Origin of the sequence: Nocardiopsis oceanisediminis (genome assembly GCF_048595525.1) — a bacterium.
Taxonomy (GTDB): domain Bacteria; phylum Actinomycetota; class Actinomycetes; order Streptosporangiales; family Streptosporangiaceae; genus Nocardiopsis_A; species Nocardiopsis_A oceanisediminis.
Window position 1 is genome coordinate 6,533,443 of sequence record NZ_JAFMZJ010000001.1, and the last position, 23,563, is coordinate 6,557,005.

A 23,563-nucleotide genomic window follows, 5' to 3' on the forward strand; every position below is an offset into this window, starting at 1 on the left:
TTCCGGGATCGGTTCGGCAGAGAGGCCAGGCTGGGGGTATGCAGCGAAACCCGGAAGGGCTCGGCATAGGAGAACGCATCGCCTGGTATCGGCGCCGTCGGGGTATTTCACAAGAAGCCCTCGCAGGCCTCGTAGGCCGGACCACCGACTGGCTGAGCAAGGTAGAGAACGGACGTATCGGCCTTGACCGGCTATCCGTGCTCAGAGCACTCGCCGAGGCACTCGGCGTCAGACTCGATGCCCTGCTTGCTGAGCCGACCGCCCACGCCTCCTCTTCGAAAGGTCTCGGCGACTCGGTTTCACGGCTCCGCGAAACCCTCACCGACTACCAACAGATCTCGGCCTTTCTCACCGTCGACGAGAAGGGGGCGGCCATGGACCTCTGCCGTCTGCGGGCCGATGTCGGAGATGCGTGGTCTGCTTACCAGCACGGCAGGTACGGCCATGCAGCCCGATTGCTCTCCGGCACGCTGACCGAAACCCAGCAGGCCGTCCGTCTACTCGAGGGAGACCGACGGCGACGGGCCAAAGCCCTCCTGGCCTTGTCCTACCAAGGAGCAGCCATGGTGCTGACCAAGGTCGGTGAAACGGGGCTGGCCTGGATGGCCGCCGACCGCGGCCTGAACGCTGCGCAGGAGTCCGGAGACCCCATGGTCTTGGGCTCCCTTTCCCGTTCGGTTTCCCACTGCCTCCTCGCCAATGACCGGATCGCCTCGGCATGTGATCTCGTCACCGCTTCCGCCGACTTCTTAGAAGGTGGTGCCGCCGATGCATCACCGACCCGCCTTTCGCTCTACGGGACCCTTCTCCTGGTCGGTGCCATGGCCGCGGCCCGCCTTGAAGACCGATCTGCGGTGGACGACTTCCTGGCCGAAGCGGATCGAACGGCCGTCCGACTCGGCCAGGACGCCAATCACATGTGGACCGCCTTCGGCCCCACCAACGTCGCCATCCACCGTGTTTCCACCTCAATGGAACTCGGGGATGTCCAACTCGCCGCCGCTCAAGGATCACACGTCAACGCATCCGCTCTTCCCCTTGAACGCCGCGTACGCCATGCCCTTGAGGTCGCCCGGGCCTACAACGCCGTGAATCGCTCGGAAGAGGCGCTCTCCCTCCTTTTGGATGCCGAGAAGCTGGCGCCCGAACAGGTTCGCCACCATTTCATCCCGCGAGCGCTGGTGACCACCTGGCTCCGTCGGAGACGTGGAAAACCGAGCCATCTTCTGGCCGGGGTCGCTCAGCGATTAGGCGTCGTCGGCTGACCTGGACGACGGAGACTAGAGTCGAGTCCATGAGCGACTCCGAGGGCCCCGGGCCCATCGCCCGGCCCCGTACAGCGGCCGGAGTACTGTTCTTCGACGCGGTCGGCCGCGTGCTGCTCGTCCACCCCACGTACAAGCCCGGCTGGGAGATCCCAGGCGGCTACCTCCACCCCGGCGAGTCCCCCAGCGAGGGCGCCGCCCGCGAGGTGAAAGAGGAACTCGGGATCACACCGCCCATCGGACGCCTGCTCGTCGCCGACTGGGCTCCGCATCCGAAGGAAGGCGACAAGCTGCTGTTCGTCTTCGACGGCGACGTGCTGAACGATACCGACCGGGCGCTGATCCGGCCGGACGGGGCCGAGATCGACCGGTTCGAGTTCCACTCCGCAGAAGACGCGGACACGCTCCTCATCCCTCGCTTGGCGCGCAGAGTACGCGCGGCGATCGAAGCGCGGGAGAACCGGGAGACCCGCTATCTCGAATCCGGGCTTCTAAAAGACGCTTAGCCGCTCTCCCGAAAGGGCCGCCGCCGACCGACTACTTGTTCTTGGAGGCGGCGGTCGCCCCGCCCTGCGGGGTCTCCGGGACCGCGCCGGGCTTGGGGATGCCGGTGAAGGTGAACTTCGCGTCAGCGCCCCATGACGTCACGCCTGGGTGTCCCCGTCCTCTCCCCATTCCGCGCGGGCGCCGGCGAGGTCGCTCAGGGCCTCCCGGGCGAGGGCGGCCAGGTGGCCCGGGCAGCGCGCGCCCTCCCAGGTTCCCCGGCCCTCGTCTCCGGCGCCGGCCATCTCCTCGTGCCATTCCTCCCAGGCGGCCTCGTCCTGGAGGGCCGCCACGAACCCGGCGTCCTGCTCCGGGTCCGCCCAGTCGTCGAAGACCGGGTGCGCGCCTTCATCCTCGGCGTGCGGGCACGGGAGGCCGGACAGCTCCGCCTCCGCCGCCGCGAGCGCCCCGGTCATCGCCTCCAGCACCTCCGCGTCGCGCAGCCGGTGGACCGCGTACCAGCGGGCCGCGTAGAGCGCGGTGAGCAGCGCGGGGGCCTCCCCCTCCGGCGCCTGCCCGCGCAGCCGCGCGGCCAGCCAGACCAGCAGCCCGTCGGGGTCCCCGGGCGGGAGGTCGGAGACCATGCCCGCCACGGCGTCGGCGACCTCTGCGGCGTTCAGTCGGTCGCCGTCCAGCAGGTAGTCGTCCTGGTCGGCGAATTCAGTGAGAGCGCTCATGAGCGAACCGACGCGGCGGCCGCGCCGCCGGTTCCACCGGAGACCGGGAGGTCACTCCTCGAAGGCGCCCAGGCGCAGGGAGCCGGTGAAGGCCGCCCACTCGGCCGCATCGACGGGCAGGTACCCCAGCTCCGGGTGCTTGGAATCGCGGACCGCCGCACCGGTGGCCAGCTCGGCGACCTCGACGCAGTTGTCTCCGCCCGAGGAGTAGGAGGACTTGCGGAACACCGGGGCCACCCGGGCCACCTCGACGCAGTTCTCCCCGCTCGTCGAGTAGGAGGACTTGCGGAACTCCACGATCATGATCAGGCTCGCTTGTCGTGCTCGGCGGCGATGGACCCGATCAGGTCGAGCGACCCCTGCGGGTCCAGCGCCAGGTTCTGGACGGCGTCGAAGATCAGCACATGCCGGTCGAAGTATTCCTGATCCTCAACGTACAGCGCCTCGACGGCGGTCGGGACGGAAACGATCCCCGGCTCCGGCCGGGGGAAGTCGAACAGGGTGAACGCGCCGTCGACGGCCGGATGCGCGCCGGCCTCGTCCGGGAGCACCAGCACGGTCACCTTGTAGTGCGCGGCCATTCCGGCGAGGAAGCGCAGCTGCTCGGCCATGACCGCGTGCGAGCCGACCGCCTTGCGGAGCGCCGGCTCATCGACGACCGCGGTCAGCCGCGGCCCGTTCGGGGCGTCGAGCACGCCCCTCCTGAGCATCCGGGATTCGACCTTGCGCTCGATCTGCTCCGCGGGAACGATCTGACTCGCACGGGAGACCGCCGCCGCGTAATCCGGGGTCTGGAGCAGACCGGGGATCAGCACCGACTCATAGGTCCGGATCCGGACGGCTTCGGCTTCGAGCTCCGGCAGGGGGCCGGTATAGAGATCGGCGTACTGGTGCCAATCGCTGCGCCCGCGCGCCTCTTCCACCAGACTGAGGAGATGCGCGCGATCCGCTCCCTCCACCTCGTAGAGGTCGAGCAGCGCTTCCACATCCCCAGGCTTGGGATATCTCCACTCGTTCCGCTCCGCCCGCGTCACCTTGGTGGCCGACGACCACTTCAGCCGCTTGGCCACATCGGCGGCGGACATGCCGCTCTCGGCACGCAGCCTCTTGAGCGCGGCGGACAGGCGGCGGCGCCGCACGCCGGGCGAGTGGCTCTGAGTCACGGATCCCCTATCTCCGGTAGACGCCTGCCTCGATCGTAGCCACCCATACGAGATCTTAATTTTTTGTCCAAACTCAGAAAGCTATTGTGATTGAGTTCAGACTCAATCATACTGAAGGTGGTCGAGCACCCTCCGTGGTGCTTCCCTCACGACAAGGAGCCACCTCCATGTCCTTCTCTCTTCTCGACGCCGGTGAGGCCACGACCACGATCGTCCAGCTCGTCAAGGGCGGCGAGCCGGACGACGACGGGACGTCCCTGGCCGGCCTGCTCTCCCCCTACCGGCCCGTGCTGGACGGCCGGCGCTGCGCCTGCGGCTGCGTTCCCCTGCTCTCCACGCTCTGGGAAGCGCTGGAGCACTACCGCCCCTATGCCTCCGGCACCGACCTGTGGGTGCGCACCTGCGAGCCGAACGGGGTCCCTCCCCTGCCCGAAGGCGCTTCCGTGGTCGCCGCCTGGACCGTCTCCTGCGCCGTCGCCTGAACGGCGAGCGAGGATCAGAAAGAGGTACCGCCCATGTCCCGCTCGCATGTCCCCCCGGCAGCAGGTACGCACGTGCGCGCCGTTCTGGCCGCACCGCGAGGGCGGCGGTTCAACCGCGCCCGGCGCTATACCGAGCTGCGCCCGCCCACTCCCCCCGACCGCCCGGCGGGCGTGCGCTCCTCCGCTCCCCCTCCGGGTGAGCGCGGGGCCCTGCCCGCCTGGCTCACCCGGTTCCAGGACGAGCTCGCACCGTCCGCCTGCGCTGCGCCCCCCGCCGAGGGAGGGGCCTCCCCTCCCCCCTCCGGGGAGCCCGGCCGAGCGAGGGGGCAGGGTCCCGCCGCTCTCCTGGAGCCCCGCGTCCGCAGCAGGCGCGGAGCCCTGTTCTTCCGCTTCGGCACCGACCCCTTCGACAGCGGGGGCAGGCGCCTCGAATGCACTCTCCTCGGCATGGTGCTGCTCGCCTACGCCCTGGGCCTCATCGGCTGAGACCCCGTATCGGCCGCAGCTCGGCGGTCTCCGGGGGAGGGGGCGGGGCGCAGACGAACGGCGGCCCCGCACCGGGTGGTGCGGGGCCGCCGTTCGCGGGTGGTGCGGTGCGGGCGCCGGACTACTCGCCCTTGGAGGCCGCGGTCTCCTCGACCTGCGGGGTCTCCGGGACGGCGTCGGGCTTGGGGATGCCGGTGAAGGTGAACTTCGCGTCGGCACCCTCGCCCTCGACGTCGATCACGACGATCTGGCCCGGGCGGAGCTCCTGGTAGAGGATCTTCTCCGACAGGGTGTCCTCGATCTCGCGCTGGATGGTCCGGCGCAGCGGCCGGGCCCCCAGCACCGGGTCGTAGCCGCGGGAGGCGAGCACCTTCTTGGCGCTCGGCCGCAGCTCCAGACCCATGTCGCGGTCCTTGAGCCGGTTGTCGACGCTGTTGATCATCAGGTCGACGATGTCGATGATCTCCTTCTCCGTCAGCTGGTGGAAGACGATGACGTCGTCGACGCGGTTGAGGAACTCGGGCCGGAAGTTGGTCTTCAGCTCTTCCTGGACCTTGGCCTTCATCCGGTCGTAGTTGGTCTTCTCGTCGTCCTCCTTGGCGAAGCCCATGGCCGCGCCCTTGGAGATGTCCCGGGTGCCCAGGTTGGTGGTCATGATGATGACCGTGTTCTTGAAGTCGACGTTGCGACCCTGGGCGTCGGTGAGACGGCCCTCCTCCAGAACCTGGAGCAGCGAGTTGAAGATGTCGGTGTGGGCCTTCTCGATCTCGTCGAACAGGACCACGGAGAACGGCTTGCGGCGGACCTTCTCGGTGAGCTGGCCGCCCTCCTCGTAGCCGACGTAGCCGGGAGGCGAGCCGAACAGCCGGGAGACCGTGTGCTTCTCCATGAACTCGCTCATGTCGAGCTGGATCAGCGCGTCCTCGTCGCCGAACAGGAACTCCGCCAGCGTCTTGGAGAGCTCGGTCTTACCGACACCGGACGGGCCGGCGAAGATGAACGAGCCGCCGGGGCGCTTGGGGTCCTTCAGGCCCGCGCGGGTGCGCCGGATCGCCTGGGAGAGCGCCTTGATCGCGTCCTCCTGGCCGATGACCCGCTTGTGCAGCTCGTCCTCCATGCGCAGCAGCCGGGAGGACTCCTCCTCGGTCAGCTTGACCACGGGGATGCCGGTGGAGGCGGCCAGGACCTCGGCGATGAGCTCCTCGTTGACCTCGGCGACGACGTCCATGTCGCCGGCCTTCCACTCCTTCTCCCGCTGCGCCTTCTTGTTCAGCAGCTGCTTCTCGTCGTCCCGCAGCGAGGCCGCCTTCTCGAAGTCCTGCGCGTCGATCGCGGACTCCTTGTCCCGGCGCACGTCGGCGATCTTCTCGTCGAAGTCGCGCAGGTCCGGCGGGGCGGTCATGCGGCGGATCCGCATCCGGGAGCCGGCCTCGTCGATCAGGTCGATGGCCTTGTCCGGGAGGAACCGGTCGCTGATGTAGCGGTCGGCCAGCTGGGCGGAGGCGACCAGCGCCGAGTCGGTGATGGAGACCCGGTGGTGCGCCTCGTACCGGTCGCGCAGACCCTTGAGGATCTCGATGGTGTGCGCGATGGTCGGCTCGTCGACCTGGATCGGCTGGAAGCGGCGCTCCAGCGCGGCGTCCTTCTCCAGGTGCTTGCGGTACTCGTCCAGCGTGGTGGCGCCGATGGTCTGCAGCTCACCGCGGGCCAGCATCGGCTTGAGGATGGAGGCGGCGTCTATGGCGCCCTCCGCCGCGCCCGCTCCGACCAGGGTGTGCAGCTCGTCGATGAACAGGATGATGTCGCCGCGGGTGCGGATCTCCTTGAGCACCTTCTTCAGGCGCTCTTCGAAGTCGCCCCGGTAGCGGCTGCCTGCGACCAGCGCGCCCAGGTCGAGCGTGTAGAGCTGCTTGTCCTTGAGCGTCTCGGGGATCTCCCCCTTGACGATCTTCTGCGCCAGGCCCTCGACGACGGCCGTCTTGCCGACGCCCGGCTCGCCGATGAGCACCGGGTTGTTCTTGGTCCTGCGGGACAGGACCTGCATGACCCGCTCGATCTCCTTGTCCCGGCCGATCACCGGGTCGAGCTTGCTCTCCCGCGCGGCCTGCGTGAGGTTGCGGCCGAACTGGTCGAGCACCAGAGAGGTGGAGGGGGCCGACTCCGAGGACGCACCGGTGGCCTGGGGCTCCTTGCCCTGGTAGCCGTGGAGCAGCTGGATCACCTGCTGGCGGACCCGGTTCAGGTCGGCGCCCAGCTTCACCAGCACCTGGGCGGCGACGCCCTCGCCCTCGCGGATGAGGCCGAGCAGGATGTGCTCGGTGCCGATGTAGTTGTGCCCGAGCTGGAGCGCCTCGCGCAGCGAGAGCTCCAGGACCTTCTTCGCCCGCGGGGTGAAGGGGATGTGCCCGGACGGGGCCTGCTGGCCCTGGCCGATGATCTCCTCCACCTGCTGCCGAACCGCTTCGAGGCTGATCCCCAGGCTCTCCAGAGCCTTCGCGGCGACGCCCTCACCCTCATGGATGAGACCGAGCAGGATGTGCTCCGTACCGATGTAGTTGTGGTTGAGCATCCTGGCCTCTTCCTGGGCCAGGACCACCACGCGCCGTGCGCGGTCGGTGAACCTCTCGAACATGTCGTCGCTCCTCACAGAGCGGTCAGGCAGGGACGGGAGTTCCGACCCTCACGCTTTTCCGCTTTTCGGCCCTTCGGGGGGTGAAAGCCCTCGGAGGGCGCTGCCGCACCCGGTCACCGCTCCGCCGGCGCCCCGGCGGACCGATGGCCACATCCCGCTTCATCCGGTTGCCTCCGACCATCGTCAGCCAGAGACTTTCCCCGACGATAGGGCGTTCACCCTCATCCAACTACCAATCGGGCCTTCAGTGTTCCAAGTACGCCGCAAGCGAACGGTCCGCGCGCCCCGTCTTTGCCGGGGCATGCGGACCGTGCAGTGCATTCATGTGGAATTCACTCTGAGCGAACACGGCCGGCGCGGGCCTTGACGGCCCGCGCCGGGAGGTGCCTGGAGCGTGCCGCTAACGCTGGGCGGCCTCGTACTCGGCCACGATGGCGGCCGGAATGCGGCCGCGCTCGTTCACCTGCTTGCCCTGGGCCTTGGCCCAGGCGCGGATCTCCGCGCTGCGCTCGCGGCTGGGGGCGCTGCGCTGCTGGCGGCGCCCGCGGGCGGCCTTACCCGGAGCCTTGCGCGCGGCCTGGACGAACGGTGCCAGGGCGTCGCGCAGCTGGGAGGCGTTGCCCGCGCTGAGGTCGATTTCATAAGTGGTGCCGTCTACGCCGAACGAAACGGTCTCGTCGGCCTCGCCGCCGTCGAGATCGTCGACGAGAAGCACCTGAACCTTTTGTGCCATGGATGCGAACCTTTCAGCAGTCGGTGCGTTCGGCACCTGAATATAAAGCTAGCCGGATACCGAGCGGAAGACAATTCTCCGCGCGTCGGAAATCGCCGCGATCCGGCGTCGGGCCGCAAAAGACCGCCGCGCGCGGATACGGAGCGGCCGCTCGGGCGGCTCACCGTTACCGCAGGCGCCGCGCTTTCAGGCCTCCTCCGCCCGCCGATCGCCGGAGGCTTCCGCAGAAGTACCCGAAGACGACTTTGCCCCGTCCCCCGCGCTCGCGGCGGATCCGTCGGCGGAGGAACCGGCGGAGCCCCCGCCATTCCCGGCCGCTTCCGCGCGCACCTCGCTGACCAGCCGCCCGTCCGACGTCCTCGGCGCCATCTCCTTGCGGAGCAGCTTGATGACGAAGGTACAGAAGACCGCCGCGACAACAGCGGGGGGGATCAGCGCCGACAAAACATCACCCATCAGGCGCACACCCTTCCTTGTTGTTACTTTATGCAGCAATTACCCCACGGAGAGGGTTGGTCGGCCGCCTCGGCGGCCACCGGCGCGGCAGCGGCGATCGGCCCTGCGAAACCCGCGATTGAGGGTGGGGACCCCGACATCATAGACACCTTCGCAACCCGTCCCGTCCCCCGCGGGCCCCGTGCCCGCATTACGGCCACCGCTATGGATCCGCTATGGCTGCGTTCCGTTAAGCGTCCGGGAGGCCCCTCAGAGTTCCCGATCTCCCTTAGCTACGGGCTTCCCGGCCGATTCGGCGCCGATAAAGAGCTGCGGGAGCCGGCCCCGGATGCCCCGGGCCGGCGACTTATCGGCGCCCTGGCCCTCCCCTCCCGGACGGGCCGGGACCGATCGGGGAGTTCTCCATGGCACCGCCAGATTACCCCTCCCTTTAAGCAGAGCACGCTCGGGTTCGCATATGCTTCGATCCGGCCTGAGAGTTGTGGGATCGTGTCTTCTACAGACCGGTGCGCCGGAACGCCCCCCGCGCCGGCGGCACGAGCGCCCCACGAGTCGCCCGCTTCCCTTCTCCGCGGGCTTTGGAAGGACTCAGACGTGGAGTTCCGCGCGGATCTGCATATTCACTCCAAGTACTCGCGGGCTTGCAGCAGGGATTGCGACCTGGAGCACCTCGCCTGGTGGGCGGCGCGCAAGGGCATCGGGCTGGTGGGGACCGGTGATTTCACTCACCCGGCGTGGCGCGAGGAGATCGGCTCCCGCCTGGTCCCGGCCGAGCCGGGGCTGTTCCGGCTGGCCCCCGGGACCGAGGCGCGGGTGCTGCGCTCGCTCCCCCCGTCCTGCCGCCGCGCCCCGCGCTTCATGCTCTCCGTGGAGATCTCCACCATCTACAAGCGCGGCGACCGCACCCGGAAGGTGCACCACCTGCTGTACGCGCCCTCGCTGGAGGCGGCCGACGCGATCACCGCGGCCCTGGGGCGGATCGGCAACCTCGCCTCCGACGGGCGGCCCATCCTCGGCCTGGACTCCCGGGACCTGCTGGAGATCACCCTGGCCAGCGACCCGGGCTCCTACCTCGTCCCGGCGCACGTGTGGACCCCGTGGTTCGCGGTGCTCGGGTCGAAATCGGGTTTCGACCGGATCGAGGACTGCTATGCGGACCTGGCCGGGCACGTCTTCGCCATCGAGACCGGGCTCTCCACCGACCCGGCGATGAATTGGACCGTCTCCTCCTTGGACCGCTACACCAAGGTGAGCAACTCCGACGCGCACTCGCCGCCGATGCTCGCCCGGGAGGCGACCCGTTTCGACACCGCGATGGACTACTTCGCGGTCCGCCGCGCGCTGGAGGGCGGCGCGGGATTCCGCGGAACCCTGGAATTCTTCCCCGAACACGGGAAATACCACTCCGACGGGCACCGGAAATGCGGTGTCCGGACCGACCCGGAGGGCACCCGCGCGCACGGCGGCCGCTGCCCGGTCTGCGGCGGCCCGCTCACCGTGGGCACCGCCAACCGGGTCTCGGTGCTCGCCGACCGCGAGCCGGGGCGCCGGCCGGACGGCGAGGCCTCCTTCACCAGCCTGGTGCCGCTGCCGGAGATCGTCAGCGAGATCACCGGGGTCGGCCCGAAGAGCAAGCGGGTGCAGCGCGAGTGCGACCGGCTCGCCGCCGAGCTCGGCCCCGAGCTGGACATCCTGCTCGACGCGCCGCTGGACGACGTGCGGCGGCACGGCGGCGAGCTGCTCGGCGAGGCCGTGGCCCGGCTGCGCCGCGGCGAGGTGATCCGGGAGGCCGGCTTCGACGGCGAGTACGGCACCATCCGGATGTTCCGGCCCGAGGAACTGGCCGCCCCCGCCCATGAGGCCGCCCTCTTCGACCTCCCGGACGCCCCGGAACCGGCGGAGCCCGCGGGGCCCGGCGCGGTGCAGCGCCCTCGGCAGGGCGGCCCCTCCCCGGCCGGCTCCGGCGACGGTGCGGCCGCGGCGAACCGCGGAGGCGCGGCCCCCGGGGCCGCGGACCCGGCGGAGGGAGGCGCGCCCCGGACGGCCTCCGGCGAGGGCGGCGGGCGGCGCGGCGCCCCGGCCGCGGGGAGCCCTGCGGCCCCCGGAGGCGGCCCGGCCGCGCCCCGGCCGGGCAAGGGCGGGCGGCGCGGCACGCCGCCGCCCGCGATGGACGCGCTCTTCTCCGACCCCGCGGACCCGGCGCCGGCCGGTGCGCCGTCCCCCGGAGAGCCGGTCCCCGGTGAAGGAAGCGGGCACGCCCCGGACGGCCGGGACGACCCGCTGCTCTTCCCGGACACCCCGGCGGGCCCGGCGCGCCCGCAGGGCCTGCTCGACGGCCTCGACCCGGAGCAGCGCTCCGCCGCGGAGCTGCCCGCCGGGCCGCTGCTGGTCGTCGCCGGCCCCGGGACCGGCAAGACCCGGACGCTGACCCGCCGGATCGCGCACCTGGTCGCCGAGCGCGGCGTGCCCGCCGAGCGCTGCCTGGCGATCACCTTCACCCGGCGCGCCGCGGCCGAGCTCCGCGAGCGGCTGGAGGAGCTGCTCGGCGGCGAGGCGCGCGGCCTGACCGTGACCACCTTCCACGGCCTGGGCCTCTCCCTCCTCCGCGAGCAGCACGGGCGGGCCGGGCTGAGCGCCCGGTTCGGCGTCGCCGACGCGGCCCGGGCGCTGGAGGTCGCCGCCGAGGTGAGCGGCTCCGAGGCGGACGGCCGCAAGCTGCTGGCCGAGCGCGACCGGGAGCGCGGGGCGGGCCCCGCGGACGCCCCGGCCGCGCTGGACGCCTACCGGGCCCGCCTCCGCGAGCTGGACCTGGTGGACTTCGGCGACCTGGTGGAGCTGCCGGTGCGGCTGCTCTCCGAGGACGCCGGGCTGGCCGCGTCCTACCGGGAGCAGTGGCCGTGGATCAGCGTGGACGAGTACCAGGACGTCGACGGCGTCCAGTACGAGCTGCTCCGGCTGCTCGGCGGGGACGGCTCCGGACTGACCGCGATCGGCGACCCGGACCAGGCGATCTACCGGTTCCGCGGCGCCGACGTGCGGTACTTCCTGCGCTTCGCCGAGGACTTCCCGGGCGCCGCCGAGGTGCGGCTGACCCGCAACTACCGGTCCAACGCCACCATCGTCGACGCGGCGGTGCAGGCGATCGCACCGGGGACGCTGGTCCCCGGCCGGGAGCTGCGGGCGGTGGGCGACTTCCGCGACCCGCCCCGGATCGGCCTGCACACCGCCGCCGACGAGCAGGCCGAGGCCTCCTTCGCGGCCCGCGCCGTGGACCGGCTGCTCGGCGGCACCTCGCTGCACTCGATCGACAGCGGCCGGGCCACCGGCGCCGAGCCCGGCCTCTCCGGGGAGGAGTCCTTCTCCTTCTCCGATTTCTGCGTGCTCTACCGGACCGCCGCGCAGGCGGAGGCGGTGATGGCCGCCTTCGACGCGGCCGGGGTGCCGTTCCAGCGGCGCACGCACGACCCGCTGGCCTCCAGACCCGGGGTGCGCGAGCTGGCGGCGGAGCTGCCGCTCCGCTCCGAGGAGGGGATGTCCGACCGGGTCCGGGCGGCCGCCGCCGCGCTGGCCGGCCGGCACCCGGAGGGGTCGGAGCAGGCGGTGGCGCTGCGCACCGCCGGGGAGCTGCTCGGCCCGCTCGCCGCGCGGTGCGGTGCCGATCTGGAGGCGCTCCTCGCCGAACTGGCGCTGGGCGCCGAGGTGGACGCGCTGGACCCGCGCGCGGACCGGGTCTCGCTGCTCACCCTGCACGCCGCCAAGGGGCTGGAGTTCCCCGTGGTGTTCCTGGTCGGCTGCGAGGACGGGCTGCTCCCGTTCCGGCTGCCCGGCGGGCGGGAGGGCGCCGAGGAGGCGGCGGAGCAGGAGGCCGAGGAGCGCAGGCTCTTCTTCGTCGGGATGACCCGGGCCCGGCACCGGCTCTACCTCTCCCGGGCCCGGCGCCGCACCCGGCGCGGCACGGCGGCGGACGGTGCCCCCTCGCCGTTCCTGTCCGCCATCGCCCCCGCCCTGACCATGCCGGTCGACGAGGAGTCCGCGGCCCGCCGCCGCCCCAGGGACCGCCAGCTCCGGCTCATCTGACCGGCAGGCGACCGAGGCTTCCCCCGCCCTGCTCAGGGCGGCCCTGGAACGGGTCCGCCTGCACATCAGGTATGAACGCCTCGCGGACGTCCTCGGCACGTTCGGCGTTCTTCTCCACGGTGCTCCTTCCTCCGGTCCCATGGTGTGTCCGGTAGTACGGAATTCGAACTTTCCCGTTGGCCGAACCACTGGACACCGCCCGGGAGGGAACCGGGTCTTCGGGCGGCCCCGGAAGGCCGCGGTCATCGCGGAACGGGATCGCAAAGCGGTCAGACCGCGCGCGGGGTGCCCGGTTCGTTGAGATGGACGAGCATCCGGGTGTTGCCGAGGGTGTTCGGCTTGACCCGCTCCAGGTCGAGGAATTCGGCGACGCCCTCGTCGTAGGAGCGGAGCAGCTCCTCGTAGACCTTGGGCGAGACCGGGGTGCCCTGGATCGGCTGGAAGCCGTGCCGGCCGAAGAAGGCGGTCTCGAAGGTGAGGCAGAAGACCCGGCGGACGCCGAGTTCCCGGGCGCGGCCGAGGAGTTCGGAGACGATCCCGTGGCCCACCCCGCGGCCCTGGACGGCCGGGTCGACGGCGACGGTGCGCACCTCGGCCAGGTCCTCCCAGAGCACGTGCAGCGCGCCGCAGCCGACCACCCGGCGCTCCGCGCCGGACTGCTCGGCGACGCAGAACTCCTGGATGTCCTCGTAGAGGGTGACGGTGCTCTTGGAGAGCACGCGCCGCTCGCCGCTGTAGGCGTCGACGAGGCGGCGGATCGAGGCGACGTCGCGGGTGCGGGCGCGGCGCACGGCGATCTCCGGTCGGATCTCCTGGTGGCCCATGGTGCGAAAGGCTAGCGCCCGCCCGGGGGCCGAACGCGCGGCGCCCCGCCCCGGGGCCTGGCTTCCCCCGGGCGGGGCGCACTGCGCGAGGACCTCGCGCGGGGCTCAGATGAGCTGCTTGCGGGCGGCCCAGACGACCGCCTCTATCGGTGTGTTCACGCCCAGCTGGTCGCAGATGGAGCGCAGCCGCCGGCGCAGGGTGCGGGCGCTGAGCTCCAGCCGGCGGGCCGCGACATCGGTGGTGACACCGGTGGCGATCTCGGCGAGCAGCTGGATCTCGTCCTCGGTCAGACCGCCGTTGGGGGAAACGGTCGGGGCCGGTTCGCGCGGCATCGCGGGCGGCGGCACCATGCCGCCGTCGCGCAGCGGGTGGGCCGCGGGGTCCTTCACAGCACGTCGAATCAGTGTGGCCTGTTCCACTCCGTCCTCCCTCATCCGTAATGAGTGCGGAACATCGACCCTGCGCAGCGGAGTCCGGGGCGCGCGGAGGCGGTGAGGCCTCCCGGCGGGCGCGACGGGTCCCCGTGTCGGGGGTCCGGGAACCGGGTCATGCGCTCTCCTGGCACTCGGAGCGCATGTCCGGCGCACCGGCCCGTGTTCGGCGGCCTGGGACGGACAGGCCGCGCGGGCGCGCACGCCGCGGGATGGAGGTCGACCGAGAAGGGCCTGACCCGACCACCCCGACTCGCCATCGGATGATTCTGCTGCTCGGGGCGCGCGGATAACTCCGCTCGCCTGGAAAACGCTAAGCGGAGTGGGTGAGGGCGTCAAGGTCGAAGGTGTCACAGTAGGTGACACTGTGAATTTATAGCGTCATAACGCCCGGCTGCACATATTTTCGAGATCTCGACTGACCTGCGCAAAGAACCTTCATCGCGGGCATCGGACACGGCGGCGCCGCACAACCCCCACCCCGACCGGCATCGATGACGAAACCGCAGGTCAGACCGGCACATTCGACCTGTTACATCACGATCCGGCAACACTCGCCCCTTCGGGGCCCGCGGACCGCCCGATGAAGCGGGCCGCCGGGGCGCTCTCGGCGCCCCGGCGGCCCGTCCGTTCACTCCGGCTTGACCAGGGGGAACAGGATGGTGTCCCGGATCCCCTTGCCGGTGAAGGCCATCAGCAGCCGGTCGATGCCGACCCCCACCCCGCCGCTCGGCGGCATGCCGTACTCCAGCGAGCGGAGGAAGTCCTCGTCCAGCTGCATCGCCTCCGGGTCGCCCCCGGCGGCCAGCAGCGACTGCTCGGTGAGCCGTCGCCGCTCTTCGACCGGGTCCACCAGCTCGGAGTAGCCGGTGCCCATCTCCATGCCGAAGCCGATCAGGTCCCACTTCTCGGTGAGCAGCGGGTCCTCGCGGTGCTGCCGGGTGAGCGGGCTGGTCTCCACCGGGAAGTCCCGGACGAAGGTGGGCTGCACGATGGTGTGCTCCACCAGCTCCTCGAAGAGGTGCTCGACCAGCTTGCCCTGGCCCCAGTCCGGGCTCCACTCCACGCCGCGGCCGTCGGCCAGCTTGCGCACCGCCTCGATCGGGGTGCGCGGCGTGACCTCCTCGCCCAGCGCCTCGGAGACCGTGCCGTACAGGGTCACGTGCGGCCACTCGCCGCCGAGGTCGAACTCCTCGCCCTCGCCGCCGCGCGGGACCACCGTGGAGCCGAACGCCGCCCGCGCGGCGTCCTGGATGAGCTCCCTGGTGATCTCGGCCATGTCGTTGTAGTCGGCGTAGGCCTGGTAGAACTCCAGCATCGTGAACTCGGGGTTGTGCGTGGAGTCCGCGCCCTCGTTCCGGAAGTTCCGGTTGATCTCGAAGACCTTCTCGATCCCGCCCACGACCAGCCGCTTCAGGTAGAGCTCCGGTGCGATGCGCAGGTAGAGGTCGAGGCCGTAGGCGTTGATGTGGGTGCTGAACGGCCGGGCCGTGGCCCCGCCGTGCACCCGCTGCAGCATCGGGGTCTCCACCTCGATGTAGCCGCGCCGGTCCAGGGTGTCGCGGACCGACTTGATCGCGGCCGAGCGCCGCCGCACCATCTCCCGGGACTCCGGGTTGACGATGAGGTCGACGTAGCGCCGGCGGACCCGCGCCTCCGGGTCGGTCAGGCCCTTGTGCTTGTCCGGCAGCGGCCGCAGGCACTTGGCGGTCAGCGTCCAGGAGTCGGCCATGATGGAGAGCTCGCCGCGGCGGGAGGTGATGACCTCGCCCTCGATGCCGACGTGGTCGCCCAGGTCGACGTCGCTCTTCCAGCGGGCCAGCTCATCGGCGCCCAGCCGGTCCAGGGACATCATGACCTGCACGGAACCGCTGTCGTCGCGCAGCGTGGCGAAGCAGAGCTTGCCGCCGGTGCGGTACAGCATCACCCGGCCGGCGATCCCGACGCGCTCCCCGGTCGCGGTGTCCGGCTCCAGGTCCCCGTGTTTCTCGCGGACGGCGCCGATACCGGTGGTGCGGGGAAAGCCGACCGGGAAGGGGTCGATGCCCTCCTCGCGCATGCGGTCCAGCTTCTCTCGCCGGACCCGCATCTGCTCGGGCAGGTCGTCGTAGGAATCGTCCAGCACGTCACTCACAGCGTCGATCCTAACCGCTGCGGAGCAGCGCGAAGTCCCGTCCGGCCTGGGGGTTCACCGCCGGTCGCGTGCGCTGTGCGCACACGCCTCGTCACCGCGGGGGTCAGCCGGTGTTCCGCTCGAAGACCATCCGCAGCCCGATCAGGGTCAGCCACGGCTCGTGCACGTCGACCGTCTCGCACTCCTCGACCACCAGCGGGGCCAGGCCGCCGGTGGCGACCACCGTCACGTCGTCCGCGTCCGCCCCCTCCCCGGCCAGCTCGGCGGCCATCCGGTCGACCAGGCCGTCGACCTGGCCGGCGAAGCCGTAGATGATGCCGGAGCGGAGCGCCTCCGCGGTGTTCTTCGCGATCACCGACCGGGGCCGGGTGATCTCCACCATGTGCAGCTGCGCGCCGCGCCGGGAGAGCGCCTCCACCGAGATGTCGATGCCCGGCGCGATCGCGCCGCCGACGTACTCGCCCTTGGCGCTCACCGCGTCGAAGGTGGTGGCGGTGCCGAAGTCGACCACCACCGCCGGGCCTCCGTACAGCCCCACCGCGGCCAGCGCGTTGATGATCCGGTCGCTGCCGACCTCCTTGGGGTTGTCCATCCGCACCGGGATCCCGGTGCGCACCCCCGGCTCCACGATCACCGCCGGCACGTCGCCGTAGCCGCGCCGGAACATCTCCCGCATCTCGTGCTGCACGCTCGGCACCGAGCAGCACATCGCGATCCCGCTCACGTCGGCGCCGCCCACCGAGCCGCCGATCAGGCCGTTGAGCATCACCGCCCACTCGTCGGCGGTGCGCCGGGACTCGGTGGCGACCCGCCAGTGCTCGGCCAGGTCCTCACCGTCGAACAGCCCCAGGACCGTATGGGAGTTGCCGACATCGATGGCGAGCAGCATCGGATTCCTCGTTCGTCTCTGCTGGGAGGGTCGGGTGGCGGGCCCGCGCGGGCGCCGGAGCCGGCCCCGCGCGGGCCGGGCTCAGCGCGCCGCGGGCGCGACGGGGCGCAGGTCGAGCGCGATGTCCAGGGCCGGGCTGGAGTGGGTGAGCGCGCCCGCCGCGAGGAAGTCGACACCGGTGGCGGCGACCTCCGCGGCGGTGTCCAGGGTGAGGCCGCCGCTGGACTCCAGCCGGGCCCGCCCGGCGACCAGGGCGACCGCCTCGCGGAGCCGCTCCGGGGTGAAGTTGTCCAGCAGGATCTCCTCCGCGCCGGCCTTGAGCGCGGGCTCGATCTGGTCGATCCGGTCGACCTCGACCTCCAGCGGCGCGTCCGGGAAGGCCGCCCGGACGGCGCGCACCGCCTCCTCCACGCCGCCGGCCGCGACGACGTGGTTGTCCTTGATCAGCGCGGCGTCGGAGAGGCCGAACCGGTGGTTCTCGCCGCCGCCGCAGCGCACCGCGTACTTCTCCAGGGCGCGCAGCCCGGCGTGGGTCTTGCGGCTGTCCCGGATCCGCGCGCCGGTCCCGGCGACCGCGTCCACCCAGGCGCGGGTGGCGGTGGCGATCCCGGACAGGTGGGTGAGCAGGTTGAGCGCGGTGCGCTCGGCGGTGAGCAGGTCGCGGGTGCGGCCGGTGACGGTCATCAGCACGTCGCCGCGGGACGCCCGGTCGCCGTCGGCGGCCTCCCGGCGCACCTGCACCGCGCCCTCGGCGACGATCCAGAACACCAGCTCGGCCAGGGCCAGGCCGGCCACCGTGCCGTCCGCGCGGGCCACCACGTCGGCGGTGCTCAGCTGGGCGGCGGGCACGGTGGCCACCGTGGTGACGTCCACCTGCTCGTCGGCGGCCAGGTCCTCCGAGAGCGCCGCGACGACCGTCCCGACGTGCTCGTCGACCGGGTGGAAGACCCGTCTGAGCAGCTCCGGGCGGGAGGCCCGGCGGAACCCGGTGAGCCGCTGCCCGCCGATCTCCTCCAGTTCGGCGGCGAGGCGCTCCGGCACCGCCGGGTCCCAGTCCGAGACGGAGGCGTGCACGCCCTCCCCGTCCAGCTCCAGCAGGATCGGGCGGCGCCGGCTGACCGCGCGGGACCGGGGCAGGTCGGAGCGGCGGTGCGAGCCGCGGCTCTCCGACCGGCGCCGCGCCGCGGCGGTGATCAGCGCGGCGACGGTGAGCAGGTTGGCCGCCTCCCAGGCCTCGGTGCCGGGTTCGGCGGAGCCGGCCCCGGCCAGCCGGGCCAGCCCGCGGCGCGCCTCGTCCAGCCCCGCCCGGTCCCGCACCACCCCGACGTGCCGGGACATCAGCGCGCGCAGCTCGGGCACGGCCGCCGGGTCGACCAGGCCGGGGATCCGGTCGTCGGGGCCGTCCCCCGGGCCGGCCGGCGCGGGCGGCTCGGCGGCGATGGAGGCCGCGGTCCGCTCGGCGAAGACCAGCGCCTCCAGCAGCGAGTTGGAGGCCAGCCGGTTGGCGCCGTGCACGCCGGTCCGGGCGGTCTCGCCGACCGCGTACAGGCCGCGCACCGAGGTCCGGCCGGACAGGTCCACCTGGACGCCGCCGGAGGAGTAGTGCGCCGCCGGGGCGACCGGGATCGGCTCGGTGACCGGGTCGATGCCGTGCGCCCGGCAGGACGCCAGGATGGTCGGGAAGCGCCGCCGCCACTTCTCCTCGCCGAAGTGCCGGGCGTCCAGCAGCACGTGGTCGGCGCCGGTGCCGGCCATGGCGGAGGCGATCGCGGAGGCGACCACGTCGCGCGGGGCCAGGTCGCCCAGTTCGTGCACGCCCTCCATGATCCGCCGGCCCGCCGTGTCCAGCAGGAACGCGCCTTCGCCGCGGACCGCCTCGGAGACCAGCGGCTGCTGGCCGCGGCTCTCCGGGCCCAGCCACAGCACGGTCGGATGGAACTGGACGAACTCCATGTCGGCCAGGACCGCGCCGGCGCGCGCGGCCAGCGCGGTGCCGTCGCCGGTGGAGACCGCCGGGTTGGTGGTGGCGGCGTAGACCTGGCCCACGCCGCCGGCGGCCAGCACCACCGCCGGGGCGAGCACGGCGCCCACGCCGTCCCGCTCGCCCTCGCCCATCACGTGCAGGGTGATGCCGCGGACCGCGTCGTGCCCGCCGTCCTCGGTGGCGCCGAGGACCGCGTCCAGCGCCAGGGCGTGCTCGATCACCTCGATCCGCGGCTCGGCCCGGACCGCGGCGATCAGCGCGCGCTCGATCTCGGCCCCGGTGGCGTCGCCGCCGGCGTGCGCGATCCGGTCCGCCCGGTGGCCGCCCTCGCGGGTCAGCGCCAGCTCCCCGCCGGGGGCGCGGTCGAACTCGGCGCCCAGCCCGATGAGCCGGCGCAGCGCGGCCGGCCCCTCGGTGGCCAGCACGTGCACCGCCAGCGGGTCGCACATGCCGGCGCCGGCCTCCAGGGTGTCCGCCATGTGCGCGACCGGTTCGTCGCCGGGGGCGACCGCCGCGGCGATGCCGCCCTGGGCCCACCTGGTCGACCCGGTGTCCAGGACGTCCTTGGTGACCAGGACCGCGCGGGCGCCGGGGGCGTGCCGCACGTAGGCCAGCGCGGTGCTGAGCCCGGCGATGCCGGACCCGACGATCACCGCTTCGGCCTCGATGGTCCAGCCCGGTTCGGGGGCGGTCAGCCGCCCCGGCGGTACGGGGGTAGCGGAGGTGTCCACCACTGCTCCTCGGTCGCGTCAGAGTGTGAGCGGCACGTTATCAATGAGCCTGGTCGAGCCGACCTTCGCGGCCACCGCGAGCACCGCTTCGCCGCGGTGGCCGGCCGGCACCTCGGCGAAGGTGTGCGCGTCGATCAGGGCGAGGTAGTCCAGCTCCACCGGCGGGTCGGCGGCGGCCGCCCGGTCCAGCACCTCGCGGGCGGCGCCGATGATGCCGACCGGTCCGGTGACGGCGGCGTCCGCGCCGGCCAGCAGCGCCCGGGAGAGCGCGCGGGCGCTGGCCCGCTCCGTCTCGGAGAGGTAGACGTTGCGGCTGGAGACCGCCAGCCCGTCCGGGTCGCGCATGGTGGGCACCGCCTCCACCGCGACCGGGAAGGCGAGGTCGCGGACCATCCGGCGGACGACCGCGAGCTGCTGGGCGTCCTTCTGCCCGAACAGCGCGGTGTCCGGGCGGACCATGTTGAAGAGCTTGGCGACCACGGTGAGCACGCCGCGGAAGTGGCCGGGGCGGCTGGCGCCCTCCAGCACGTCGCCCATCGGCCCGGGGTCGACGGTGGCCAGCTGCTCGCCCGGGTACATGGTCTCCGCCTCGGGGGCGTAGACCGCGGCGACGCCCTCCTCGGCGCAGACCCGCAGGTCCGCCTCGAAGGTGCGCGGGTAGCGGTCCAGGTCCTCCCCCGGCCCGAACTGGAGGGGGTTGACGAAGATGCTCACCACCACCGAGTCGGCCCGCCCCCGGGCGGCGGCGATCAGCCCGCGGTGCCCGGAGTGCAGCGCGCCCATCGTCGGGACGAGGGCGATCCGGCCCAGTCCGGGGCGGATCCGGTCCAGTTCGGCGGGGGTGCGGACGACCACCGGCTCGGTGCGCGGGGCGGGTTCGCTCATCGGGGATGTCCTCTTCGTCGGTTCGGGGTGCGTGCTCACGCCTGGAGGACGTCCAGCAGGCGCTCGGCGTCGTGCGGCTTGAGCAGGCCGGCGTCGAGCGCCCGGCCGGCGGTGAGCCGGGCGAGGGCGATGTAGGCGTCGACGCTCTCCGGGGAGTGGGCGCGCAGCTCGGACAGGTGCCCGGCGACGGTCTCGGCGTCGCCGCGCAGCACCGGGCCGCTGAGTCCGTCGATGCCCAGCCGCAGCGCGTTGTCCAGGGCCGCGCCGAGCAGCGGGCCGAGCATCCGGCCGGGGTCGGCGACCCCGGCGGTGCGCAGCTGCTCCGCGCTCTGCGCGACCAGGGTGACCAGGTGGTTCGCGCCGCCGGCCAGGGCCGCGTGGTAGAGGGTGCGGTACTCCTCGGCGATCCACACCGGTTCGGCGCCCATCTCCACCACCAGCGCCTCGGCGATGGGCCGCAGCGGCTCCGGGGCGGTGACGCCGAAGGTGCAGCTGGCCAGGCGGTCCAGGTCCTCGTCGCGGCCGGTGAAGGTCATCACCGGGTGCAGCGCGAGCGGGAGCGCCCCGGCCGCGGTGGCGCTGCACAGCACGCCGTGGCCGTGGCTGCCGCTGGTGTGCACCAGGAGCTTGCCCTCCACCGGGGCGCCGGTCTCGACCAGGCCGCGCACCAGCGGGGCCAGCGCGTCGTCGGGGACGGTGAGCAGCACCAGGTCGGAGGCGTCCACCAGGGCGGCGGGCTCCATGATCCGGGCGTCGGGCAGCCGCTCGGCCACCCGCCACTTGGACTCCTCGGAGACCGCGGTCGCCGCGACCGCCCTGTGCCCGGCGCGCTCCAGCGCCGCCCCCACCGCCGAACCGACCCGGCCCGGCCCGATCACGCCGATGGCGAGCCGCGCCGGCCTGTTCCGCGTGTCGTCGTCCGCTACGCCCATGAACGGTCCTTCTCCCCGTGCCCGCGGGCACGGTCGTTCCCCGCCGCCCCGCCGCAGGGGGCGGTCGGCCGCCGAGCCGCGGGGGACGGTGCACGCCGTGGTTCCGGTCCCTGGCCGGGTACCGGACGCTGTCGGCACAGCTTACTGCGGGTGACCCCGCCCCCGCCCCCGGGGGCGCGCCCGCCCTGCGCGGCCCCGGCGCCGCCCGGCGGAGGCCTCCCCCTCCCCCGCCCCGCGAGGCCGGCGCGGCCGGCCGCGGCATGTCCGCGGAAGAACCGCCGCTCAGGGCCCCGTCGGCGGCCGCTTTCCCCGGCCGCCCCGGGGTGCCCGACCGTGCCCGGCCCGCCCGAACCGTCCCGCGGAACACGTTCGGCGAACGCCCCCGCCCGCCGGGGCGGCGGCCGCCCTCCGATCGCCGAAGCGGCCCGCGGGCCGGGCCGGCCCCGGCCGGGGCGGCGCTCCGGTTCGGGCGGGCCGGCCCCGGGGAGGGACGCGCCGACCGGGGTCAGCCCGGCGGAGGAGCCGTCCGCTCCGGTGCGTCGCCGCGGGTGGCCCAGCGCTCGGGGCCGCCGCCGGCCATCCGGGCCTCCTGGCCCAGGGCGGCGAGGCGGTCGACCGCGGACCGGGCCTCGGCGGCGCCGTGCCCGGCGGCGCGCGCCCGGACCGGGCCGGGCGGGGTGTCCACCCCGATGACCGCGGTCCCGCGGAGCCGGTCCAGGGGGCCCATCGCCATCCGCAGGCTCTGCGTCCGGGCGTGCGGCACGAACTCCGTCACGTGGCAGAGGCGGCCCCGGCGGGTGACGAAGAGCCGGTCGCCGATGCCCATCGCCTCCGGGCCGCCCCGCCCCGGCGCGTACAGCGGCACCTGCGCCGCGCCGCCCTCCGGGAACAGCTCGTCGATCAGCGCGAAGGCGAGCCGCCGGGGCGCCACCGGGAGCAGCGTGGAGGAGTCCATCTGGCGCTCCCCCACGTAGCCGGCGACGTTGGCCTCCACCCGCACCACGCCCAGCGCCCGCCAGAGCAGCGGCTCGACGATCCGGACCGCCTGCACCCGCCCCGGGGGCACCGTCTGCATCCGGGCCTGGAAGGCGCCGTAGCGCAGCCGCAGGCCGTCCGGGGAGAGCGAGGCGTAGAAGTCGGTGTAGCGGACCAGCGGGCCGATGAAGCCGCGGAAGAGGCCGAGCAGCACCGGGACCGCGCCGCCCAGCACGCCCGGCTCGGCGAACGCGAACCCGGCCGCCATCAGCGCCATGAAGAGCAGGAACGCCCCCATGACCGGCAGCCGGAAGGCGAGCGCGCCGAGCAGCAGGCCGAACGGCAGCCGGTACAGCGGCCACTCCGGCGCCTCCGGGGTGCTCCCGGCGAGCCCGGCGGCGTGCGCCAGCAGCGCGGCGCGCAGCCGCTCCGCCTGCCCCCGGGACAGGTAGCGGAGCCGGATCTCGCCGGCGTCCCCGCCGGCCAGTTCGATGCGGAGCTCGGCCAGGCCGACCGCCTGCGCCGGGACCGGCCGCACCACGTCGACCGCCTGGAGCCGGCTGAGCGGGATCTCCCGGGTGGTGCGGCGCAGCAGGCCGCCGTAGACCACCAGGTGGTCCCCGTTCAGCTCGTAGCCGGAGTTCCACCAGGCCACCAGGGCGTAGGCGGTGGCTCCGGAGGCCACGGCCAGGGTCAGCAGCAGCACCCAGGCCAGGCCGAGGGAGGTCAGCATCGGTCCGGGCAGCGCGACGAAGAGCAGGGTGGCGAGGGCGGCCTGGAACGCCGCCGTCGCCCCGTGCGGCCGGTGCAGGCCGCGGATGGCGTCATCCGGCGGCGGCCCGGCGGGCGGCGGCGCCGGCGGTGCGGGCGGCGGCGCGGCCGCCCCGTTCGGCGGCAGGAACCGGACGCTCCCGCCGTACGGGCCGGGCCCCGGCGGCGGTCCCGGCGGCGGGCCTCCGGCCGGCCCTCCGGGGTGCGCCGCCGCGGGTCCCCCCGGCACGGCCGTCCGCCCCGGCGGCCCGGCGGGCGGACCGGCCGCGCCGGACGGCGCACCGGTCCGGGGGACGGGACCGGCCGCGCCGGCCGCCCCCTGCGGTGCCGCACCGGACGGCGCGGCGCCCGGGGCCCGGCCGCCGCTGCGCAACCGCTCCGGATCGACCGGCGGCGGGGCGACCTCCCGGGCCGCACGCCCCTGCGTCGGCCCGGTCACCTCCCGCAACCCGGGCAGCCCGTCCGGCCCGACGGCCCCCTGCGGAGCCCCGG

The 23,563-nt window shown here is 73.2% G+C and carries 20 protein-coding genes; 5 read left to right on the forward strand and 15 right to left on the reverse strand.

Going from position 1 to position 23,563, the window contains the following annotated elements; translation table 11 throughout:
- The first annotated feature begins 38 nt into the window (after positions 1 to 38).
- Together J0910_RS28535 and J0910_RS28540 are read left to right on the forward strand one after the other, a co-directional pair.
- On the forward strand, positions 39 to 1,265 hold the full coding sequence (locus J0910_RS28535; RefSeq protein ID WP_420161601.1) for a helix-turn-helix domain-containing protein: 1,227 nt from the start codon (positions 39 to 41) through the stop codon (positions 1,263 to 1,265).
- 29 nt (positions 1,266 to 1,294) lie between these two features.
- Positions 1,295 to 1,771 carry an NUDIX domain-containing protein gene (locus J0910_RS28540; protein ID WP_420161602.1) on the forward strand — a complete coding sequence of 159 codons (477 nt, stop codon included), beginning with the start codon at positions 1,295 to 1,297 and terminating at the stop codon, positions 1,769 to 1,771.
- A gap of 138 nt (positions 1,772 to 1,909) precedes the next feature.
- On the opposite strand, the gene J0910_RS28545 is transcribed toward J0910_RS28540, so the two are convergent.
- Genes J0910_RS28545 through J0910_RS28555 form a run of 3 tightly spaced genes read right to left on the reverse strand, consistent with a single transcriptional unit; the run spans position 1,910 to position 3,648 of the window.
- Positions 1,910 to 2,485 carry a hypothetical protein gene (locus J0910_RS28545; RefSeq protein ID WP_420161603.1) on the reverse strand — a complete coding sequence of 192 codons (576 nt, stop codon included), beginning with the start codon at positions 2,483 to 2,485 and terminating at the stop codon, positions 1,910 to 1,912.
- A gap of 51 nt (positions 2,486 to 2,536) precedes the next feature.
- Positions 2,537 to 2,788, reverse strand: a complete 252-nt coding sequence (locus tag J0910_RS28550; protein ID WP_420161604.1) for a DUF397 domain-containing protein — start codon at positions 2,786 to 2,788, stop codon at positions 2,537 to 2,539.
- 2 nt (positions 2,789 to 2,790) lie between these two features.
- Entirely contained in the window at positions 2,791 to 3,648 is an 858-nt protein-coding gene (locus J0910_RS28555) for a helix-turn-helix domain-containing protein (protein WP_420161605.1), read from the reverse strand.
- Positions 3,649 to 3,815: 167 nt separating this feature from the next.
- On the opposite strand from J0910_RS28555, the gene J0910_RS28560 reads away from it, so the two are divergent.
- Entirely contained in the window at positions 3,816 to 4,130 is a 315-nt protein-coding gene (locus tag J0910_RS28560; protein ID WP_420161606.1) for a hypothetical protein, read from the forward strand.
- A gap of 33 nt (positions 4,131 to 4,163) precedes the next feature.
- Entirely contained in the window at positions 4,164 to 4,616 is a 453-nt protein-coding gene (locus tag J0910_RS28565) for a hypothetical protein (protein ID WP_420161607.1), read from the forward strand.
- A gap of 121 nt (positions 4,617 to 4,737) precedes the next feature.
- Here J0910_RS28565 and J0910_RS28570 read toward each other — a convergent pair whose 3' ends face one another.
- The 3 genes from J0910_RS28570 to J0910_RS28580 form a co-directional block, all read right to left on the reverse strand.
- Positions 4,738 to 7,248 (reverse strand): ATP-dependent Clp protease ATP-binding subunit, encoded by a 2,511-nt coding sequence (locus J0910_RS28570; protein WP_420161608.1) that lies wholly within the window; start codon positions 7,246 to 7,248, stop codon positions 4,738 to 4,740.
- 400 nt (positions 7,249 to 7,648) lie between these two features.
- Positions 7,649 to 7,981: a histone-like nucleoid-structuring protein Lsr2 gene (locus J0910_RS28575; protein ID WP_420161609.1), complete on the reverse strand. Its 333-nt coding sequence runs from the start codon at positions 7,979 to 7,981 to the stop codon at positions 7,649 to 7,651.
- Between the two features lie 186 nt (positions 7,982 to 8,167).
- On the reverse strand, positions 8,168 to 8,437 hold the full coding sequence (locus J0910_RS28580; RefSeq protein WP_420161610.1) for a hypothetical protein: 270 nt from the start codon (positions 8,435 to 8,437) through the stop codon (positions 8,168 to 8,170).
- A 594-nt stretch (positions 8,438 to 9,031) separates the two neighbouring features.
- On the opposite strand from J0910_RS28580, the gene J0910_RS28585 reads away from it, so the two are divergent.
- Positions 9,032 to 12,514, forward strand: a complete 3,483-nt coding sequence (locus tag J0910_RS28585; protein ID WP_420161611.1) for a UvrD-helicase domain-containing protein — start codon at positions 9,032 to 9,034, stop codon at positions 12,512 to 12,514.
- On the opposite strand, the gene J0910_RS28590 is transcribed toward J0910_RS28585, so the two are convergent.
- The 9 genes from J0910_RS28590 to J0910_RS28630 form a co-directional block, all read right to left on the reverse strand.
- Positions 12,507 to 12,632, reverse strand: coding sequence for a hypothetical protein (locus J0910_RS28590; protein WP_420161612.1), 126 nt, complete (start codon positions 12,630 to 12,632; stop codon positions 12,507 to 12,509). The two genes, J0910_RS28585 and J0910_RS28590, sit on opposite strands and share 8 nt — an antisense overlap.
- 151 nt (positions 12,633 to 12,783) lie before the next feature.
- Positions 12,784 to 13,338: an amino-acid N-acetyltransferase gene (locus J0910_RS28595; protein ID WP_420161613.1), complete on the reverse strand. Its 555-nt coding sequence runs from the start codon at positions 13,336 to 13,338 to the stop codon at positions 12,784 to 12,786.
- 105 nt (positions 13,339 to 13,443) lie between these two features.
- Positions 13,444 to 13,728, reverse strand: coding sequence for a LuxR C-terminal-related transcriptional regulator (locus J0910_RS28600; RefSeq protein ID WP_017593249.1), 285 nt, complete (start codon positions 13,726 to 13,728; stop codon positions 13,444 to 13,446).
- Between the two features lie 673 nt (positions 13,729 to 14,401).
- Positions 14,402 to 15,904 (reverse strand): bifunctional lysylphosphatidylglycerol synthetase/lysine--tRNA ligase LysX, encoded by a 1,503-nt coding sequence (gene lysX, locus J0910_RS28605; RefSeq protein ID WP_420161614.1) that lies wholly within the window; start codon positions 15,902 to 15,904, stop codon positions 14,402 to 14,404.
- A 103-nt stretch (positions 15,905 to 16,007) separates the two neighbouring features.
- A complete protein-coding gene (locus J0910_RS28610) occupies positions 16,008 to 16,793 on the reverse strand; it encodes a type III pantothenate kinase (RefSeq protein ID WP_420161615.1) in 786 nt (261 codons plus the stop codon).
- Between the two features lie 81 nt (positions 16,794 to 16,874).
- Positions 16,875 to 19,508 (reverse strand): L-aspartate oxidase, encoded by a 2,634-nt coding sequence (locus tag J0910_RS28615; RefSeq protein WP_420161616.1) that lies wholly within the window; start codon positions 19,506 to 19,508, stop codon positions 16,875 to 16,877.
- Positions 19,509 to 19,526: 18 nt separating this feature from the next.
- Positions 19,527 to 20,393, reverse strand: a complete 867-nt coding sequence (panC, locus tag J0910_RS28620; protein WP_420161617.1) for a pantoate--beta-alanine ligase — start codon at positions 20,391 to 20,393, stop codon at positions 19,527 to 19,529.
- Between the two features lie 35 nt (positions 20,394 to 20,428).
- The gene (locus tag J0910_RS28625; protein WP_420161618.1) at positions 20,429 to 21,325 is read right to left on the reverse strand and encodes a Rossmann-like and DUF2520 domain-containing protein; all 897 of its coding nucleotides are present in this window, start codon (positions 21,323 to 21,325) and stop codon (positions 20,429 to 20,431) included.
- 505 nt (positions 21,326 to 21,830) lie between these two features.
- A complete protein-coding gene (locus J0910_RS28630) occupies positions 21,831 to 23,300 on the reverse strand; it encodes a PH domain-containing protein (RefSeq protein WP_420161619.1) in 1,470 nt (489 codons plus the stop codon).
- Between the last annotated feature and the right edge of the window lie 263 nt (positions 23,301 to 23,563).

Excerpts from the sequence above, each read along its gene's own strand:
- J0910_RS28535 (WP_420161601.1), top strand. The coding sequence starts at position 39 with ATGCAGCGAAACCCGGAAGGGCTCGGCATAGGAGAACGCATCGCCTGG.
- J0910_RS28540 (WP_420161602.1), top strand. The coding sequence starts at position 1,295 with ATGAGCGACTCCGAGGGCCCCGGGCCCATCGCCCGGCCCCGTACAGCG.
- J0910_RS28545 (WP_420161603.1), bottom strand. The coding sequence starts at position 2,485 with ATGAGCGCTCTCACTGAATTCGCCGACCAGGACGACTACCTGCTGGAC.
- J0910_RS28550 (WP_420161604.1), bottom strand. The coding sequence starts at position 2,788 with ATGATCGTGGAGTTCCGCAAGTCCTCCTACTCGACGAGCGGGGAGAAC.
- J0910_RS28560 (WP_420161606.1), top strand. The coding sequence starts at position 3,816 with ATGTCCTTCTCTCTTCTCGACGCCGGTGAGGCCACGACCACGATCGTC.
- J0910_RS28565 (WP_420161607.1), top strand. The coding sequence starts at position 4,164 with ATGTCCCGCTCGCATGTCCCCCCGGCAGCAGGTACGCACGTGCGCGCC.
- J0910_RS28570 (WP_420161608.1), bottom strand. The coding sequence starts at position 7,248 with ATGTTCGAGAGGTTCACCGACCGCGCACGGCGCGTGGTGGTCCTGGCC.
- J0910_RS28575 (WP_420161609.1), bottom strand. The coding sequence starts at position 7,981 with ATGGCACAAAAGGTTCAGGTGCTTCTCGTCGACGATCTCGACGGCGGC.
- J0910_RS28580 (WP_420161610.1), bottom strand. The coding sequence starts at position 8,437 with ATGGGTGATGTTTTGTCGGCGCTGATCCCCCCCGCTGTTGTCGCGGCG.
- J0910_RS28595 (WP_420161613.1), bottom strand. The coding sequence starts at position 13,338 with ATGGGCCACCAGGAGATCCGACCGGAGATCGCCGTGCGCCGCGCCCGC.
- J0910_RS28610 (WP_420161615.1), bottom strand. The coding sequence starts at position 16,793 with ATGCTGCTCGCCATCGATGTCGGCAACTCCCATACGGTCCTGGGGCTG.
- panC (WP_420161617.1), bottom strand. The coding sequence starts at position 20,393 with ATGAGCGAACCCGCCCCGCGCACCGAGCCGGTGGTCGTCCGCACCCCC.
- J0910_RS28625 (WP_420161618.1), bottom strand. The coding sequence starts at position 21,325 with ATGGGCGTAGCGGACGACGACACGCGGAACAGGCCGGCGCGGCTCGCC.